This window comes from Nocardioides glacieisoli (assembly GCF_004137245.1).
GTDB classification, from domain to species: domain Bacteria; phylum Actinomycetota; class Actinomycetes; order Propionibacteriales; family Nocardioidaceae; genus Nocardioides; species Nocardioides glacieisoli.
Window position 1 is genome coordinate 93,715 of the sequence record NZ_SDWS01000004.1, and the last position, 15,412, is coordinate 109,126.

Genomic DNA, 15,412 nt, shown 5'->3' on the forward strand with positions numbered 1-15,412 from the left:
GTTCGTCACTGTGCTCGTCGAAGCTCGCGGGATCGCCTCTGCCGATGAGGCCTGGCTCCGCTTCACCACGCCTGCCACCTGGTCCGTCTGGGCGCCGCTGATCCGCTCGGTCGAGTCCTCCGACGACGAGCTGGTCGTCGGCACCACGGGTCGCGTGCACGGCCCGCCGGGCGTGGCCGTCGACTTCGAGGTGACCGCCGTCGACCCCGCGCAGCGCACGTGGTCGTGGCGCGCCGGCCGTGGTCCGGCCGAGGTCGAGATGGACCACCACGTCGTACCCGCCGCCGGTGGCGGCAGCCGCGCCTTCCTCCGCGTGCCCGGACGCTCCGCTCCCCTGCTCCAGCCCTATCGCGTCCCGGCAGGCGCTGCGCTCCGCGGGCTCGTCCGCGACCGCAGCGGGCTCGGCGGCGAGGCGGAGCCCGTGGAGGTGTTCGACTTCGCGTTCGCGCGGTCGTACGCCCTCGCGGCCCGCCCCTTCGGCATCACGCCGAAGACCACCTCGGTCGAGCTCGGCCCGCAGTGGCTCTACGTCCGCTACGGCCCGTGGCGGCTGCTCACCCCGCGCAGCAACATCGCCTCGGCCCAGGCCACGGGCGGCTTCTCGTTCGTGAAGACCGCCGGACCGCCCCACCTGTCCTTCAGCGACCGGGGCGTCTCCTTCACCACCAACGGTGACCGCGCGCTGTGCCTGAGGTTCCACGAGCCGGTCCCCGGCATCGACCCGACTGCCACGATCACGCACCCGGGAGCGACGCTGTCGGTGGCGGACCCTGAAGCTCTGGCAGCCGCGCTCGACCTCTCGTACGACGTCTAGCCGACCTGTACGACGCCTACGCCCCGTCGGCCAGCACCCGGCGCACGACCCGCCGGCGCAGCGTCGGCGAGGCGACGACCTCGTAGCCCGCCTCGAGGAACACCTGCAGCAGGCCGACCGAGGCCTCGTCCCAGATCACGGTCTTCCCGGGCGCGGGCTCCATCGGATAACCCTCCAGCACCCGCGCACCCACCCGGTCGCCGTACTCGACCGTGGCCTGGGCGAGCTCGTAGGTGAGCCCTGCCTTGCGGTGCCCGGTGCGCACCACGAAGCACGTGACCGACCAGACGCCCTCGAGCTCGGGGTCCTGGCGCATCCACGGCTGCTTGCGGTTCCAGATCCGCCAGTAGTTCTCGCGAGGCTCGACCGCGACCCAGCCCGCGGCCTCCCCGTCGACGTACCCGATCAACCCGGACGTCGGCCCCGCGGTGCCACACGCGGTCTGCTCGACCAGCGCTGCCTCACGTTCGCCCTGCGTGCTGTCGGTCCAGATCCAGCCCTCGACCTTCAACGCCTGACAGCGACACTTCCGCGCGCCACCCGCTCCGAAGACGGCCTCGACGTCCTCGATCGACGCCTCGTTGGCCGGGAGCCAGGTGAAGTCGGGCATGGGCCGACAGTAGGCGAACCTCACGCCACCCGTCGCCGCTAGCGTGACGTCGTGCGCATCGTGCTTCTCGGGGACAGCCACCTCGCGCGGGTCCGGCGCGACCTGGCCGCCATCGGGCCGGACGTCACCAACGCGGCCGGGGGCGGTGCCTCGTCGCTGGACCTCCTCCAGCAGGCGCGACGCGCGGGCGTCCGCGGGCAGGACGTGGTCGTGGTGTCGGTGGGCACCAACGACGCGGCGCCGTGGTCGCAGGTCCCGCTCGACGAGTTCGCAGCCGCCCTCACCGACTGCCTCGGCTCCGTCCCCGCCGGGAGCGGGGTGTACGTCGCCCCGCCGGGCGTCGACGAGTCCCGCCTGGCAGGGACCGGCGATCGCACCAACGCGGTCCTCGACCGCTATCGCGACGCTGCGCTGGCTGTCTGCGAGCAGGCCGGCGCACGCATCGTGCGCGCGGACCACGTCATCGCACCCCTCGGACCGGGCGCCTTCGCCGACGACGGCCTCCACCTCGGCGGTCGCGCCTACGACCTGCTCCTCCCCGCCATCGCCGAGGCTGTCCGCACCTAGGACGACCTGACGACCTCGAGTCCCAGCCACTCGCCCAGTGCGCCGAGCTCGGCGTCGACGCGCCTGCGGCGGGCGGCCGACCAGTCGCCGTCCTCGTGGACCGCGTCGACGATCAGCATGCCGCCCTCGCGGTCGGCGGTCGCGTCGACCTTGCCCACCAGCTCGTCGCCGTCGAGGACGGGCATCGCCCAGTATCCCCACTGCCGCTTCGCGACCGGCTTGTACATCTCCAGCTGGTAGTCGAAGCCGAAGACGTCCTCCATCCGCTTGCGGTCGAAGATCAGCCGGTCGAGCGGCGACAGGATCGCGGTCCGCCCCTCGAAGTCGTCGTCGAGGCTGGCGTCGTCGAGGTAGGCAGGGTCGACGCGCCACACTCCGCGCACGCCCTCGATGCGGGCCGCCTCGCCGACACCGCGCACGTCGTGCTTCTCCTCCCAGGCCTCCAGCGCCCGCGGCCGGGCGATGCCGAGCGCGCGCAGCCGTCGCGCCGCCAGCTGGAGGTGGGCCTCGGCGACCGGCACGGGAGCATCGCCGGGGTGGATCCGCTCGGCCAGGTCCCAGCGCCGCTCGCGGCCCTCGCGGGAGGCGACCGCGACCTCGCCGCGTGACTCCATGCACTCGAGCAGCTTCATCACGTTCTTGTCGTTGGTCCACCCGCTCGAGCGCCACGGCACGTCGCACGTGTCCGGGATGTCGCGCGCTGCGGTCGGACCCTCGGCGCGCAGCAGCGCCAGCACGTCACGCCGGCAGCCGTCGTTGGCCGCCACCCAGTCGCGTACGTCCTCCTGCCACTCCTTGAGCGGCGGCTCCCCCGGCCAGAGCGCCATGTCGGCGGCGAAGAGGGCGATGTCCTCGCTGGGGACCAGGTGCGCCTTGTGCTCGACGAGGGCGCCGTCGCCGACGAGCTCCTCGAGGTCTTCGGGGTCGTAGGAGCCGCCAAGCCGGGTCCACAGGACCAGGTCGCCGTGCTCGGCGACCACTCGCGTGAGGTCGACCTGCAGGAAGCCGAGGTGCCGCACCACGTCGAGCACGTCGGTCGGACGCCCTGCAGAGAGCAGCTGCGCACGTACGGCGATGCGGCGGGCCTGTCGCGGCGTGAGCTCGTGCGCCGTCCCCGATGCCATGCCGCGATCCTAGGTGGCGCGGTCTGGACAGGCAGTGGCGATCGGGCCATGCCGGGCGTGGTCCGATCGGGTCATTCCTCACCGATATCGGCCAGATCTCGTCAATCCGCCCGATTCCGCCGTCATGCGGTGTCACCGTCGACGTCTCAGCATGCGTGGGGCGACCGCCCCGCCGAGACGACAGCAAGTGGGGAGCACGATCATGTGGGACACCGTCGAGACCAACACCGGTCGGGGCTCGGTGCACCTGTCGCACGACCTTCCGTGCACGGACTGCGGGCACGCCCGGCACACCTACCTGCCGTGCTCCGACACGTGCGCCTGCGCGCACGAGCGCATGCTCAGCGCTGTCTGACCCGGTCCTTCACCTTGTCGCGGTAGCGCCGCCGGATCCCGCGGACGAACCGCTCCCGCACCCGCTCATGGGCCGGTGGGTTCCCGTGCTCGTCCAGCTCGTAGCTGGCGACCTTGGCCAGTCGCGGCCGTTCGTGGTCGTCGATCACCTCGCCGGTGACCCACCACATCTTGAGGCTCGGTCCGTCGACCTGCAGGCAGGCCAGGTTGTTGTCGAACCACGGCCCCTCCGCGTAGCGCCAGGTGAGCGGGGCGTCCGCCACGTGCACCGACTTCGACGCCAGCCGCCCGACTGGCCCGGCCACCCCGTAGGACAGGACGGCCGTCGCGAACCGCATGTTGCGCGAGAGCGGGTTGCGGATCGGGGAGCACACGGCCTGCAGCACCGTGGACCGGAGCGGGCGGCCACCCTCGGCGGGCTCCGCCTCGCTGACGTAGCTGTGGTGGACGTCGCCGGACAGGAAGGTCACCGTCGAGGGTGCCCGTCCACGCTCCCCCGCCGCCACCTCCATCGCCTGGCGTGCGACCGCCTGGAAGCTGCTCTGGAAGGCACCCCAGTGCTCGAGGTCGACGAGCGTGCGCAGCCGCTCGCCGACGCGACCGCCGCGCTCGCCCCACGCGCCCCCGGCGAGGGCCTCGCTGAAGGCCTCGAGGTGGTGCAGCCCGCGGGCCAGCAGGAAGGGCAGCGACGTGCCGACGAGGAGGTGGTCGACGTCGCCGCGCAGCTGCTCGTCGAGCCACGCCGCCTCGTCGGGGTCGAGCAGCGCCCGGTCGTCGGGGTCGAGCTGTCGGGCCGCGCGCGAGTCGACGACCACCAGCCGCACCTGGGTGTCGTACTCGCGCGTGTAGCTCCATCGGTACGTCTGGGGGTGCTGGTCGACGCGCTCGGCGAAGGCGTCGATGGTCGGACCGAAGTCGTGCTCGTCGTCGCCCTCGTGGGCGAGCACGGTGGCGTACAGCTCGTCGGCCCGACGCTCGGCCGGCGACATGTTGCCGAGGTGCTGGTAGACCCAGTAGGAGCCCAGTCCCGCGACGATGCGGCCGTGCCACCACGAGGTCGCCTCCATCTCGCGGCGCCAGTCGTCTGAGGTGTTCCAGTCGTCGCGGATGTCGTGGTCGTCGAAGATCATCGCGCTCGGCACCGTCGACAGCAGCCAGCGGTTCGCAGGGTCCGACCAGGCGAGGGCGTAGAGGTGGGCGTACTCCTCGTAGTCCTGGAGCTCGGTCCACGGCGCCTGCTCGATGTCGCGACGCGACTCGATGAAGGCGCGCATCTCGTCGGTGGTCTCGTCGGCGTAGACCTGGTCGCCGAGGAACAGCATGAGGTCGGGCAGCCGGTCGGGCGCGAGGTCTGGGTCGTCCGCGTCCGCGGGGTCGACCTGGTCGGCGAGCCGCAGCGCCCACGCGCGTAGCGCGTCCACCCCGTGCGTCTTGTTGCCTGCCTCGTCGTGGCTGACCGACGTGCGGCACGAGCCGAAGGCCATGCTCAGCGGCCGGCCTTCCTCGAGCGTTGCGATGACGGGGACCGGGAAGGGTGAGCCGACCTCCGGCCACACCTGCTCGCCGTCCACCGAGACCGTGTAGGTGTCGGTGCTTCCCGGCTCGAGCCCGTCGAGCTCGACGAGGGCGTAGTGGTGACCGTGCACGACGAACGTGCGGGCGCTCGCCGACGCGTCGCCCCGGCGTACGTCGACCGTTGCCGCACCGCGGGTCTCGACCCAGACGGATGCGGAGGTCGTGTCGACGTAGCGGAGCAGCGGGCCCAGGACCAGGAGGTCGTCAGTGGCGCTCACGGCTGGAGCAGCACCTTGATCGCGCGGCGCTCGTCCATCGCCCGGTAGCCCTCGGGCGACTCCGACATCGGCAGGGTGAGGTCGAAGACCTTCCCCGGGTCGATGGCTCCCGACAGCACCCGGTCGAGGAGGTCGGGGAGGTAGCGGCGCACGGGTGCCATCCCGCCGGCCAGGCCGACGTTCTTCTGGAACATCCGCCGCACCGGCAGCTCGACGCCATGGGGAACGCCGACGAAGCCCACCGTCGAGCCGGGCCGGGCGATCGCGAAGGCGGTCTTCATCGACTCGTCGGTCCCCACGCACTCGAGCACCGCATCTGCGCCGATCCCCTTCGTCAGCTCGGCGATCCGCTCGCCGCCCTCCTTGCCGCGCTCGGCGACGATGTCGGTCGCACCGAACGCGCGGGCGATCTCCTGGCGCGGCTCGTGGCGCGACATCGCGATCACGCGCTCGGCGCCGAGCTGGGCAGCGGCGAGCACGCCGCACAGGCCGACCGCGCCGTCACCGATGACGACGGCGGTGCCGCCCTGCTTCACGCCGGCGGCGACGGCGGCGTGCCACCCGGTGGCCATCACGTCCGACAGCGTCAGCAGCGACGGGATCAGCGAGTCGTCGGGCATGCCGTCGGTCTTCACCAGGCTGCCGTCGGCCTGGGTGACGCGGGAGTACTCCCCCTGCCCGCTCGCGGTGAAGCCGAGGTTGTCGCACACCGACTGGACGCCGGCCGCGCAGTGCGCGCACGTGTTGTCGCAGTGGCAGAACGGCACGATGACGAAGTCGCCGGGCGCGAAGTCCTTGACGGCGCTGCCGACCTCCTCGACCACGCCGACGCACTCGTGGCCGATCGTCGAGCCGGCGTCGATGTCGTTGGCACCGCGGTAGGGCCAGAGGTCGGAGCCGCAGATGCAGCCCGCGACCACCTTGACGATGGCGTCGGTCGGCTCCTCGATCACGGGATCGGGGACCTCCTCGAAGCGGATGTCGCCCGGCGCGTGGATCGTCGTTGCTCGCATGATCGCGATCCTGCCACGCGACCCGAAGGCCGCGAACCCACCCCTGCGGGGTCGTGACGGGGAGGCTCGGGCGTCGTTGACTGTCGATGTGACCCGCTTCCTCACCGCGCTCGCCCTGGCCGTCGCCGCCCTGTCCGTCCCGGCCGCCCCCGCGGCGCCGGCCGCAGCCGGCCAGACACTCGACGTGCTGGTGGTCGGCGACTCCTACTCCGCCGGCAACGGCGCCACCGGGACGACCTACGGCCCGGCCGACTGCTACCGCAACACCACGCACTGGAGCGAGAGGTACGCCGCGGGGATGCGCACCCAGGGCGTGACGGTCAACCTGGCCAACCACGCCTGCAGCGGCGGTCGTACGCCGGACGTGCACACGCCGCGTGCGATGGACACCCAGACGGGCCGGATCACTCCGACGCCCGCGGGCGTCACCACCACGGACCAGGCCGATGCCCACCTCCGCAGCGCGGACCCCTGCAACACCGGGACGTTCCCGGCCGAGGAGTTCTGGACCTACCGGGCCACAGCGGTCAACGTCGCGACCATCACCTACGACTGCACGCGCACCCTGCGGCCCCAGGCGGACTTCGTCACCGCCGACACCGACCTCGTCGTCTTCACCATGGGTGGCAACGACGCGGGCTTCAGCACGATCGTCCAGGGCTGCTTCGTCCTCGGGACCCGCTCCGCCGCCACGTGCCGGGCAGCCGTGGACACCGCCCGCGCCCGGATCCCGGCCATCAAGCAGGGCCTGCTCGCCGACGTCGCCGCACTGCGCGCCCGCGGCCTGCGCGAGGACTCGAAGATCGTCCAGCTGGGCTACCCCTGGCTCCAGGTCGACAACGGCTTCACCCTCACCGACCTGTCGGGCTCCTACCCCGCGGGCGACGCCGTCCGCAGCCTCATCAACGACGCCACCGCCGAGCTCGCGACGGTCCCGGCGGCGGCCAACGTCGGCCACCCGGGGCAGATGAGCTTCGTCGGCGGCGTCACCACGAAGTTCTCCGGCCACGAGCCCGATGCCCAGCTGACGAACCCGCAGACCTGGATCCACCAGGCGTTCAGCGGTCCCGACACCAACATCTGGTACCACCCCAACGACCTCGGACAGATCGCCTACTCCGAGCTCCTGCTCGCCGGCGGCACCTACGGCGCGGGCACGGGCACTCCCCCGACGACGACCCCGACGACGCCGACGACCCCGGCGGCGTTGAGGGCGACCCTGCGGGTCCGTCCGACCGAGCGCCGGTTCGAGCGGTCCGAGCCGGTGACGCTCCGCGTCCGGGTCCGCCGCTCGGACGGCACGACCCCCCGCGGCAAGGTCGTCGTGCGTCGTGCGCAGCGCGGCAAGGTCCTCGAGGCCAAGCGCCTGCGTGAGTCGGCCGACGGCCGGCTGCGGCTGCGGGTGCGCGGCCTCGGAGGTGGTCGCAGCCGGCTCGTCGTGACCTACCGCGACCGCCTCGCGCCGACGGTCAAGCAGCGCGTCGTGGTGCGGGTCTCACGATCGGCCTGAGTGGCTTTATCTCATATCTGAGATACCGTTGTCGGCATGGCTGACTACAAGGGTCGTATCGGGAACCTGATCCGCGACGCACGCAAGCACCGCGGCCTCACCCAGCACCAGCTCGCGGAGCTGCTCGGCACCAGCCAGAGCGCGATCAACCGCATCGAGAAGGGCCACCAGAACCTCTCCCTCGAGATGCTCGCCCGCATCGGCGCGGCCCTCGACTCCGAGATCGTCGCCCTCGGCGCCGGCCCGACGCACCTGCGCGTCGACGGCCCCACCACGCTGTCGGGCTCCATCGACGTGAAGACCTCCAAGAACGCCGGCGTCGCGCTGCTGTGCGCCTCGCTGCTCAACAAGGGGCGTACGACGCTGCGCAAGGTCGCGCGCATCGAGGAGGTCAACCGACTGCTCGAGGTGCTCAACTCCCTCGGCGTCGCGACCCGCTGGGTGGGCGACGAGAACGACCTCGAGATCATCCCGCCCGCCGAGCTCGACCTCTCGCAGATCGACGAGGGCGCCGCCCGCCGCACCCGTTCGGTCATCATGTTCCTCGGGCCACTGCTGCACCGGGTCGACGAGTTCGAGCTCCCCTACGCCGGCGGCTGCAACCTCGGCGAGCGCACGGTGGAGCCGCACATGTCGGCCCTGCGGCCCTTCGGCCTGGAGGTCAAGGCCACCGACGGCGCCTACCACGCGAGCGTCAACCGGACCATCGAGCCGACGCGCCCGATCGTGCTGACCGAGCGCGGCGACACCGTCACCGAGAACGCGCTGATGGCGGCTGCCCTGCACCCGGGCACCACGGTGATCCGCAACGCCTCGTCCAACTACATGGTCCAGGACCTCTGCTTCTACCTGCAGAAGCTGGGCGTCGAGGTCGAGGGCATCGGCACGACCACCCTCAAGGTCACCGGCAGGTCCTCGATCGACGTCGACGTCGACTACTCGCCGTCCGAGGACCCGATCGAGGCGATGTCGCTGCTGGCCGCGGCGATCGTGACGAAGTCCGAGATCACCATCCGCCGGGTGCCGATCGAGTTCCTCGAGATCGAGCTGGCGACGCTGGAGGAGATGGGCTTCCGCTACGACCGCTCCGACGAGTACGTCGCCAACAACGGCGAGACGCGGCTCGTGGACATCACCACGCACCCCTCCGACCTGCGGGCCCCCCTCGACAAGATCCACCCGATGCCGTTCCCCGGCCTCAACATCGACAACCTGCCGTTCTTCGCAGTCATCGCGGCGGTCGCCGAGGGGCAGACCCTGCTCCACGACTGGGTCTACGAGAACCGCGCCATCTACCTCACCGAGCTCAACAAGCTCGGCGCCCAGGTCAAGCTGCTCGACCCGCACCGCGTGCTCGTCGAGGGACCGACGCACTTCTCCGGCGCGGAGATCGTCTGCCCGCCGGCGCTGCGCCCGGCCGTCGTCCTGCTGATCGCGATGCTCGCCTCGAAGGGCCGCAGCGTGCTGCGGTCGACGTACGTCATCCACCGTGGCTACGAGGACCTCGCCGAGCGCCTCAACGAGCTCGGCGCCAACATCGAGACCTTCCGGGACATCTAGTCCGAGTCAGCTGAACAGCGTCTCCACCCAGGCGCGGGACACCTTGCCGGTGGACGGCGGCGCCGTCATGTCGGCGGTGATCCGCGGCATCGGGGCAGTGTGCTGGCCGGCGTTGCGGTGCCAGTCGGTCTCGGCCTCGATCAGCACGCCGAGGTCGGCGCGCGAGAGGAAGACGCCATGGCCCTCGGGGCACTGGTTGACGGTGGCCTCACCCAGGTTGCGCTCGTCCATCTCGGCACGGCATTGGGGACACGTCATGCTCTCCATCCCCTGAAGGTACTCCTCAGCCCCATACTTCTCGCGTGAACGCACCGGGATACCTCGACCACCCCCTCCCGCTCGCCTTCGCCCACCGGGGAGGCGCCTACCACCCGGAGATCGAGGGCCTCGAGAACACGATGGCTGCGTTCGCGCACGCCGTCGAGCTCGGCTACCGCTACCTCGAGACCGACGTGCACGTCACCAGCGACGGCGTGCTGCTCGCCTTCCACGACACCGTCCTGGACCGCGTGACCGACCGCACCGGGAGCATCGCGGAGACGACGTACGCCGAGGTGCAGCAGGCCTCGATCGGTGGCCGTGAGCCGGTGCCGACGCTGGCGGAGCTGTTCGACGCCTTCCCGGGCGCGAGGTTCAACATCGACCTGAAGTCCGAGGGCTCGGTCGAGGCGCTCGCCGCCTTCATCGAGGAGCGAGGAGCCTGGGACCGGGTGCTCGTCGGGTCGTTCTCACGGCGCCGGATGGGCGCCTTCCGGCGGCGTACGGCCGGCCGGGTCGCGACGTCCGCCCACCCGCTCGAGGTAGTGGCGTACCGCGTCCTCGGCAGCGGCCGGCTGGCGCGGTGGCTGACCCGCGGCAGGCCGCTCGCGCTCCAGGTGCCGCACCGGCAGGGCCGCCTGGTGGTGGTCACGCCCGGTCTCGTACGCCGGGCGCACGCCGCCGGTGTCCAGGTTCACGTCTGGACCATCGACGACCCAATCGAGATGAACACCCTCCTCGACCGTGGTGTCGACGGCATCATGACCGATCGCACGGACATACTCAGGGACGTGCTCCGCGCGCGCGGGCAGTGGAGGGATGACGCATGAGCCACGTGGACAGTGGGATCGCGAACCTGGCGCCGTTGGAGCAGGCCCGGGAGCAGAAGGCCTGGTACTGGTACGACTGGGCCAACAGCGCCTACACGACCACCATCGGCACCGTCTTCTTCGGTCCCTACTTCATCAACCTGGCCGAGAACGCCGTCGGCGGCGAGGACGGCAGGTTCGAGGTCGCCGGGTTCTCGCTGCCGCCCGACTCGCTCTTCTTCTGGCTCATCACGCTGTCGACGATCCTGTCCGCGCTGGTCCTCCCGCCCCTCGGTGCGTACGCCGACCGCGTGGCGAACAAGAAGCGCCTCCTGGCCATCCTGGCGTGGACCGGCTCGTTCTTCGCGGCACTCATCTTCTTCGCCACGGGCGACAACTGGCTGCTCGCCGCCGTCGGCATCGTCCTGGGCAACCTGTTCTTCGGCGCGGCCGGCGTCGTCAACGACTCGATCCTCCCGCTGATCTCGGACGAGGACGACCGGGATCGCGTGTCCTCGCGCGGCTGGGCCTTCGGCTACCTCGGCGGCGGCCTGCTGCTCGTGCTCAACCTCGGGGTCTACCTCGGGCACGAGGCGATCGGCCTCGACGAAGGCCTCGCGGCGCGGCTGTGCATGCTCTCCGCGGCCGTCTGGTGGGCCGGCTTCACCTTCATCCCCTACCTCCGGCTCAACGATCACCCGCCGGTCGAGGTCGCGCACGTCGAGGGCAACGCCCTGCGACGCAGCTTCGGCCAGCTGGCGGAGACCCTGCGCGACATGCGCAAGTACCCGATGGCGCTGACCTTCCTCATCGCCTACCTCTTCTTCAACGACGGCATCCAGACGGTCATCGCGTCCGCGTCGGTGTTCGGCGCCGAAGAGCTCGGGCACTCGCAGACGGTCCTGATCGCAACGATCCTGATGGTGCAGTTCGTCGCCTTCGGCGGCGCGCTGGTCTTCGGGCGGCTCGCCGGCAGGCTGGGCGCCAAGCGGACGATCCTCATCGGCCTGGTCATCTGGATGGTCATCGTGACCGTCGGCCTGGTCATCCCGGCCGGCAACGTGCCGTTCTTCCTGGCCCTGGGTGCCGCCATCGGCGTCGTCCTGGGTGGCACCCAGGCGCTGGCCCGGTCGTACTTCTCCCTGCTGATCCCGCGGGGCAAGGAGGCGGAGTACTTCAGCTTCTACCACGCGATGGATCGCGGCACGTCCTGGTTCGGCACGGCGACGTTCGGCATCGTCCTCGCCGTGACGGACTCCTACCGGCCGGCGATCTTCGCGTTGATCGCGTTCTTCGTCATCGGCGGCCTCCTCCTGACGCGGGTCGACACCGAGCGCGGCATCCGCGAGGCCGGGAACGACGTCCCCCGCGTGATCTGACCCATGTGATCCGCGTCACCCTTGTGACGGGCCATAACCACAGGAGGCTGCACCCCTAGGGGTGCAGCCTTCCTCGCCTGAGCGCCCGATCCACGCTCAGCGAATCAGCGGAATGTGGGCTCCCCCGCTACGGTTGAAAGATCACGGAGGCGGGCCGCGCCGTCACGAGCGGCGTCACGGACCACGAGTTCGCCCGTCTCATTCACAACCCGGACAAAAACGGGGTCAGCAACTCATTTGGAGGTGGGCACGGTGGCGGAGCGCACACTGCGTGGCGCGAGGCTCGGTGGCCAGAGCTTTGAGGACGAGCGCGGCATCGAGTTCGCAGCTCGTCAGCAGGTCGGCTATCAGTGCAAGCAGGGACACGAGTTCGAGGTGACGATGTCGGTCGAGGCCGACATCCCGGCGGTCTGGGAGTGTCCCCGTTGTGGGGCGGAGGCACTCAGCACGGCGGGCATCCTGCCCGAGGCCAAGGTCGAGAAGCCCGCTCGTACGCACTGGGACATGCTCCTGGAGCGCCGCTCGGAGAAGGAGCTCGAGGACATCCTCAAGGAGCGCCTCGAGCTGTTGCGCGGCGGAGAGATCGGTCCCGCGCACCTGCACCGGGCGAACCGCAAGAAGCGGGTCAGCTGAGGACTGGGCCTGACAGGTCTCGACCTGGACCAGGGTCAGTCGACCACGTCGCCCCGGACGACCGGGCCCTCGGGCCCGGCTCCGGGGCGTCGGCCATTTCCCGGTCCGAACGGACCGCCGAGGCCGGGGCCGAAGGTGGTCCCGACGACGAGGCGGCGCTCGAAGAACCTCGTGAGGATCCGCCGCGCGACGGGTCGGGTGACGGGCAGGAGCAGCAGCAGCCCGACGAGGTCGAGCACGAACCCGGGGCTCAGCATCAGGGTGCCTGCGATGAGGATCAGCGCGCCGTCGGCGATCTCCTTCGCCGGCATCCGGCCGCCGTGGAGGGCGTCCCGCAGTGCCTTCCACGCCCGGCCGCCCTCGCGCTTGATGAGCCAGGCGCCGACCATCGAGTCGAGGACGAGCAGCGCGATGGTCCACCACGGCCCGACGAGCTGGCCGACCTGGAGGATCGCCCAGATCTCCACGAGCGGCACGACCACGAAGGCGAGCACGAGGACGGGACGCAGCCACCGGCGTCGGCTGGCCGGCGTACGAGGTGCCGAGGGGTGGCTCATGACCGACCCCGACGGCTGCGGAGCTGCGCGAGCCGCTCGGACAGTCCCCAGCGGGTGATGAGCTTGAGGGACTCGCTCGCGACCTGTCCGCTCATCTTGGAGTCGCCGCGCACGCGCTCGATGAACTCGATCGGCACCTCGGTGACACGCATGCCACGGGTGACGGTGCGGTAGGCGAGATCGGTCTGGAACACGTACCCAGTAGACAGCACCGAGGCAAGGTCGATCGCCTCCAGGGTCGTGCGGCGGAAGAGGCGGAATCCGGCGGTGGCGTCCTTGACCTTGATCCCGAGCAGCAGCCGGACGTAGAGGTTCCCGCCGCGGGACAGCGCGAGGCGCTGCAGCGGCCAGTTGACCACCGAGCCGCCCGGCACGTAGCGCGAGCCGATCACCAGGTCGGCGCTGTGGAGGGCGTCGAGGAGCCGGTGCAGCTGCTCGGGCTGGTGGGAGCCGTCGGCGTCCATCTCCCCGATCACGTCGTAGCCGGCCTCGAGCGCGACTGCGAACCCGTTGAGGTACGCCGCGCCGAGCCCGGCCTTCTCGGTGCGGTGCACCACCGAGACCGCCGGGTCCTGCGAGGCCATCCGGTCCGCGATCTCGCCGGTGCCGTCAGGGCTGTTGTCGTCGACGACCATCACGTCGACACCCGGCTGGGCCTCGCGGAGCCGGCCCACGATCCACTCCAGGTTCTCCGACTCGTTGTAGGTCGGGACCACCATCACGACTCGCCCGAGCCCGTCCACGCTCACGTCGCGGCACTCCGCTCCTCGACCGGGCCGACAGCGTGGTCGCCTCGGCGGCGACGACGATAGGTGATCGCGACGAGTGCCGTGTGCAGGACCAGGAATCCGAGCACCAGCCGCCCCGGCCAGACGCCGATGCGGACAGCTGGCGTGATGGTCGTGCTGAGCCCCACCGTCTCCACCAGCACACCCGCCTCGCGCGCCCCGACGGAGTCCGCGACCGTCCCGTCGGGGCGGACCACCCCGGACACGCCGTTGATCGCCGCGACCACGACCCAGCGCCCGGTCTCGAGTGCACGCAGCCGGCTGATCTCGAACTGCTGCTCCAGCTGCGCGGTCTTGCTGAAGAGGACGTTGCTGGTCTGCACGGTGACGAGCTCGGCGCCGCGGGCGACCTGGCCGCCGATCCCCTCGTCGTAGGCCACGTCGAAGCAGATGGCGTCCGCGACCAGGACATCGGCGATCCGGATCGGCTCGAGACCGGTCCCGCGGACCATGTCACGAGGGATCATGCGGAGCTGGCCGTAGGTGTCCGGGATCAGGCTGCCCCGGAACGGGATGTACTCGCCGTAGGGCACCGGGTGCCGCTTGGTGTAGCGGTCACCACCGCCCAGGCCGGGCTCGTGGACGATCCCCTGGTTGAGCACCTGACTGTCGTCGCCGGGGACGTCGGCGATGGCGCCGACGAGGATCGGCACGCCGATGGCGTCGGAGGCTGCCTCGATGCCTGTGCGCGCGCGGGCGTCGAGGAAGGGGTCGACCGCCGTGGAGTTCTCGGGCCACACGACGAAGTCGGGACCCGGGACCAGGCCGGCAGCCACGTCAGCGGCGAGCTGCTCGGTGGCGCGGACGTGGTTGTCGGTGACCTCGCGGTGCACCGCGACGATGTCGGTCCCGTCTCCCGGGATGTTGCCCTGGATCGCCGCGACCGTCGTAGTCCCCGTCTCGTCCAGCTGGAAGGGCACGAGGACCGGAGCCACGGTGACGACCGCCAGACCCGCCACCACGGCGAGGGACAGTCGTCGAGCGTCGCGCAGGTGCAGCACCACCCAGGCCAGCGACGTACCGGTGAGGGCGACGAGGAGGCTCACGCCCGTCACCCCGATCCACGGCAGCGCGTCCGCCCACGGCGTGTCCGCGGTGGCGAAGGCGAGACGGCCGAAGGGCATCCCGCTGAAGGGGAAGCCACTGCGCCAGACCTCGATGCCGACCCACCACAGGGCCGCCCAGACCGGCCATGCGCGGAGCCGGGTGGCCCACGCGAGCCCGATGCCGAGCGGCACGAAGAACGACGCCTCGAGCGCGCACATCGCGATCCAGGCGTCGGTGCCGACCGAGCGCATCCACACCATCACCGCATAGGAGAAGGTGATGCCGAAGAGCAGGGTCGGGAGCCACGCCCGGCCGGGCCGCAGGCCGCGCACCGAGAGGACCAGCGCTGCGATCGCCGGCGGCATCAACCACGCGTACCCGACGGGCTCGAAGGCCGCCGCGAGCACGAGTCCGCCGACGAGGGCGACGAGGCAGCGGAGCGGCACGTCCCAGACCGTAGCCGACGCGCCTCGACGGCCCGTCGGCCAGTGGGACCTGCAGGGTGCGGGAGGAGCGCCGCGGCTTCGGACCGACACGCGACCACCTGGCTGGTGATCACGCGAAGTTGTCTACGGCCGCGTGGCTCCTCCCGCATC

General features: G+C 71.1%; 16 protein-coding genes. 8 read left to right on the top strand and 8 right to left on the bottom strand.

Annotated features, from left to right (window positions below):
- Nucleotides 1-10 precede the first annotated feature (10 nt).
- Nucleotides 11-814, top strand: a complete 804-nt coding sequence (locus EUA06_RS10235) for an SRPBCC family protein (RefSeq protein ID WP_129475238.1) — start codon at nt 11-13, stop codon at nt 812-814.
- 16 nt (nt 815-830) lie between these two features.
- On the opposite strand, the gene EUA06_RS10240 is transcribed toward EUA06_RS10235, so the two are convergent.
- The gene (locus EUA06_RS10240) at nt 831-1,424 is read right to left on the bottom strand and encodes a GNAT family N-acetyltransferase (protein ID WP_129475240.1); all 594 of its coding nucleotides are present in this window, start codon (nt 1,422-1,424) and stop codon (nt 831-833) included.
- A gap of 51 nt (nt 1,425-1,475) precedes the next feature.
- Between EUA06_RS10240 and EUA06_RS10245 the strand changes: the two genes are divergently transcribed.
- Nucleotides 1,476-1,991 (top strand): SGNH/GDSL hydrolase family protein, encoded by a 516-nt coding sequence (locus EUA06_RS10245; RefSeq protein WP_129475242.1) that lies wholly within the window; start codon nt 1,476-1,478, stop codon nt 1,989-1,991.
- Here EUA06_RS10245 and EUA06_RS10250 read toward each other — a convergent pair.
- The gene (locus EUA06_RS10250) at nt 1,988-3,115 is read right to left on the bottom strand and encodes a DNA glycosylase AlkZ-like family protein (protein ID WP_129475243.1); all 1,128 of its coding nucleotides are present in this window, start codon (nt 3,113-3,115) and stop codon (nt 1,988-1,990) included. The two genes, EUA06_RS10245 and EUA06_RS10250, sit on opposite strands and share 4 nt — an antisense overlap.
- A 187-nt stretch (nt 3,116-3,302) precedes the next feature.
- Here EUA06_RS10250 and EUA06_RS22400 point away from each other — a divergent pair, with 187 nt between their 5' ends.
- Nucleotides 3,303-3,470 carry a hypothetical protein gene (locus tag EUA06_RS22400; RefSeq protein WP_165354326.1) on the top strand — a complete coding sequence of 56 codons (168 nt, stop codon included), beginning with the start codon at nt 3,303-3,305 and terminating at the stop codon, nt 3,468-3,470.
- On the opposite strand, the gene EUA06_RS10255 is transcribed toward EUA06_RS22400, so the two are convergent.
- A complete protein-coding gene (locus tag EUA06_RS10255; protein ID WP_207208304.1) occupies nt 3,457-5,262 on the bottom strand; it encodes an alkaline phosphatase D family protein in 1,806 nt (601 codons plus the stop codon). The two genes, EUA06_RS22400 and EUA06_RS10255, sit on opposite strands and share 14 nt — an antisense overlap.
- The gene (locus EUA06_RS10260) at nt 5,259-6,275 is read right to left on the bottom strand and encodes a zinc-dependent alcohol dehydrogenase family protein (protein ID WP_129475245.1); all 1,017 of its coding nucleotides are present in this window, start codon (nt 6,273-6,275) and stop codon (nt 5,259-5,261) included. Before EUA06_RS10260 ends, EUA06_RS10255 begins: the two co-directional genes overlap by 4 nt.
- Nucleotides 6,276-6,363: 88 nt before the next feature.
- Here EUA06_RS10260 and EUA06_RS10265 point away from each other — a divergent pair, with 88 nt between their 5' ends.
- Both EUA06_RS10265 and EUA06_RS10270 read left to right on the top strand, forming a co-directional pair.
- Entirely contained in the window at nt 6,364-7,785 is a 1,422-nt protein-coding gene (locus EUA06_RS10265) for an SGNH/GDSL hydrolase family protein (protein ID WP_129475247.1), read from the top strand.
- 36 nt (nt 7,786-7,821) lie between these two features.
- Nucleotides 7,822-9,345, top strand: coding sequence for a helix-turn-helix domain-containing protein (locus tag EUA06_RS10270; RefSeq protein ID WP_129475249.1), 1,524 nt, complete (start codon nt 7,822-7,824; stop codon nt 9,343-9,345).
- A 6-nt stretch (nt 9,346-9,351) separates the two neighbouring features.
- Here EUA06_RS10270 and EUA06_RS10275 read toward each other — a convergent pair whose 3' ends face one another.
- Complete coding sequence (locus EUA06_RS10275; RefSeq protein ID WP_129475251.1) at nt 9,352-9,612, bottom strand: zf-TFIIB domain-containing protein; 261 nt, start codon at nt 9,610-9,612, stop codon at nt 9,352-9,354.
- Between the two features lie 35 nt (nt 9,613-9,647).
- On the opposite strand from EUA06_RS10275, the gene EUA06_RS10280 reads away from it, so the two are divergent.
- The 3 genes from EUA06_RS10280 (at nt 9,648) to EUA06_RS10290 (ending at nt 12,424) form a co-directional block, all read left to right on the top strand.
- The gene (locus EUA06_RS10280) at nt 9,648-10,433 is read left to right on the top strand and encodes a glycerophosphodiester phosphodiesterase family protein (protein WP_129475253.1); all 786 of its coding nucleotides are present in this window, start codon (nt 9,648-9,650) and stop codon (nt 10,431-10,433) included.
- Nucleotides 10,430-11,791 (top strand): MFS transporter, encoded by a 1,362-nt coding sequence (locus tag EUA06_RS10285; protein ID WP_129475255.1) that lies wholly within the window; start codon nt 10,430-10,432, stop codon nt 11,789-11,791. Before EUA06_RS10280 ends, EUA06_RS10285 begins: the two co-directional genes overlap by 4 nt.
- Before the next feature lie 252 nt (nt 11,792-12,043).
- On the top strand, nt 12,044-12,424 hold the full coding sequence (locus tag EUA06_RS10290) for an RNA polymerase-binding protein RbpA (RefSeq protein WP_129475257.1): 381 nt from the start codon (nt 12,044-12,046) through the stop codon (nt 12,422-12,424).
- Nucleotides 12,425-12,459: 35 nt separating this feature from the next.
- Here the strand turns inward: EUA06_RS10290 and EUA06_RS10295 are convergent, their stop codons facing one another.
- From EUA06_RS10295 to lnt, 3 genes are read right to left on the bottom strand one after another with little or no spacing between them, the layout of a single operon-like run.
- Nucleotides 12,460-12,981, bottom strand: coding sequence for an FxsA family protein (locus tag EUA06_RS10295; RefSeq protein ID WP_129475259.1), 522 nt, complete (start codon nt 12,979-12,981; stop codon nt 12,460-12,462).
- The gene (locus EUA06_RS10300) at nt 12,978-13,700 is read right to left on the bottom strand and encodes a polyprenol monophosphomannose synthase (RefSeq protein WP_129475711.1); all 723 of its coding nucleotides are present in this window, start codon (nt 13,698-13,700) and stop codon (nt 12,978-12,980) included. The genes EUA06_RS10295 and EUA06_RS10300 overlap by 4 nt, the downstream gene beginning before the upstream one ends.
- A gap of 26 nt (nt 13,701-13,726) precedes the next feature.
- A complete protein-coding gene (gene lnt / locus EUA06_RS10305; RefSeq protein WP_129475261.1) occupies nt 13,727-15,262 on the bottom strand; it encodes an apolipoprotein N-acyltransferase in 1,536 nt (511 codons plus the stop codon).
- Between the last annotated feature and the right edge of the window lie 150 nt (nt 15,263-15,412).

Bases quoted from the DNA above. Each gene is read 5' to 3' on its own strand.
- EUA06_RS10240 (WP_129475240.1), bottom strand. From the start codon at position 1,424: ATGCCCGACTTCACCTGGCTCCCGGCCAACGAGGCGTCGATCGAGGAC.
- EUA06_RS10250 (WP_129475243.1), bottom strand. From the start codon at position 3,115: ATGGCATCGGGGACGGCGCACGAGCTCACGCCGCGACAGGCCCGCCGC.
- EUA06_RS10260 (WP_129475245.1), bottom strand. From the start codon at position 6,275: ATGCGAGCAACGACGATCCACGCGCCGGGCGACATCCGCTTCGAGGAG.
- EUA06_RS10270 (WP_129475249.1), top strand. From the start codon at position 7,822: ATGGCTGACTACAAGGGTCGTATCGGGAACCTGATCCGCGACGCACGC.
- EUA06_RS10275 (WP_129475251.1), bottom strand. From the start codon at position 9,612: ATGGAGAGCATGACGTGTCCCCAATGCCGTGCCGAGATGGACGAGCGC.
- EUA06_RS10285 (WP_129475255.1), top strand. From the start codon at position 10,430: ATGAGCCACGTGGACAGTGGGATCGCGAACCTGGCGCCGTTGGAGCAG.
- EUA06_RS10295 (WP_129475259.1), bottom strand. From the start codon at position 12,981: ATGAGCCACCCCTCGGCACCTCGTACGCCGGCCAGCCGACGCCGGTGG.
- EUA06_RS10300 (WP_129475711.1), bottom strand. From the start codon at position 13,700: ATGGTGGTCCCGACCTACAACGAGTCGGAGAACCTGGAGTGGATCGTG.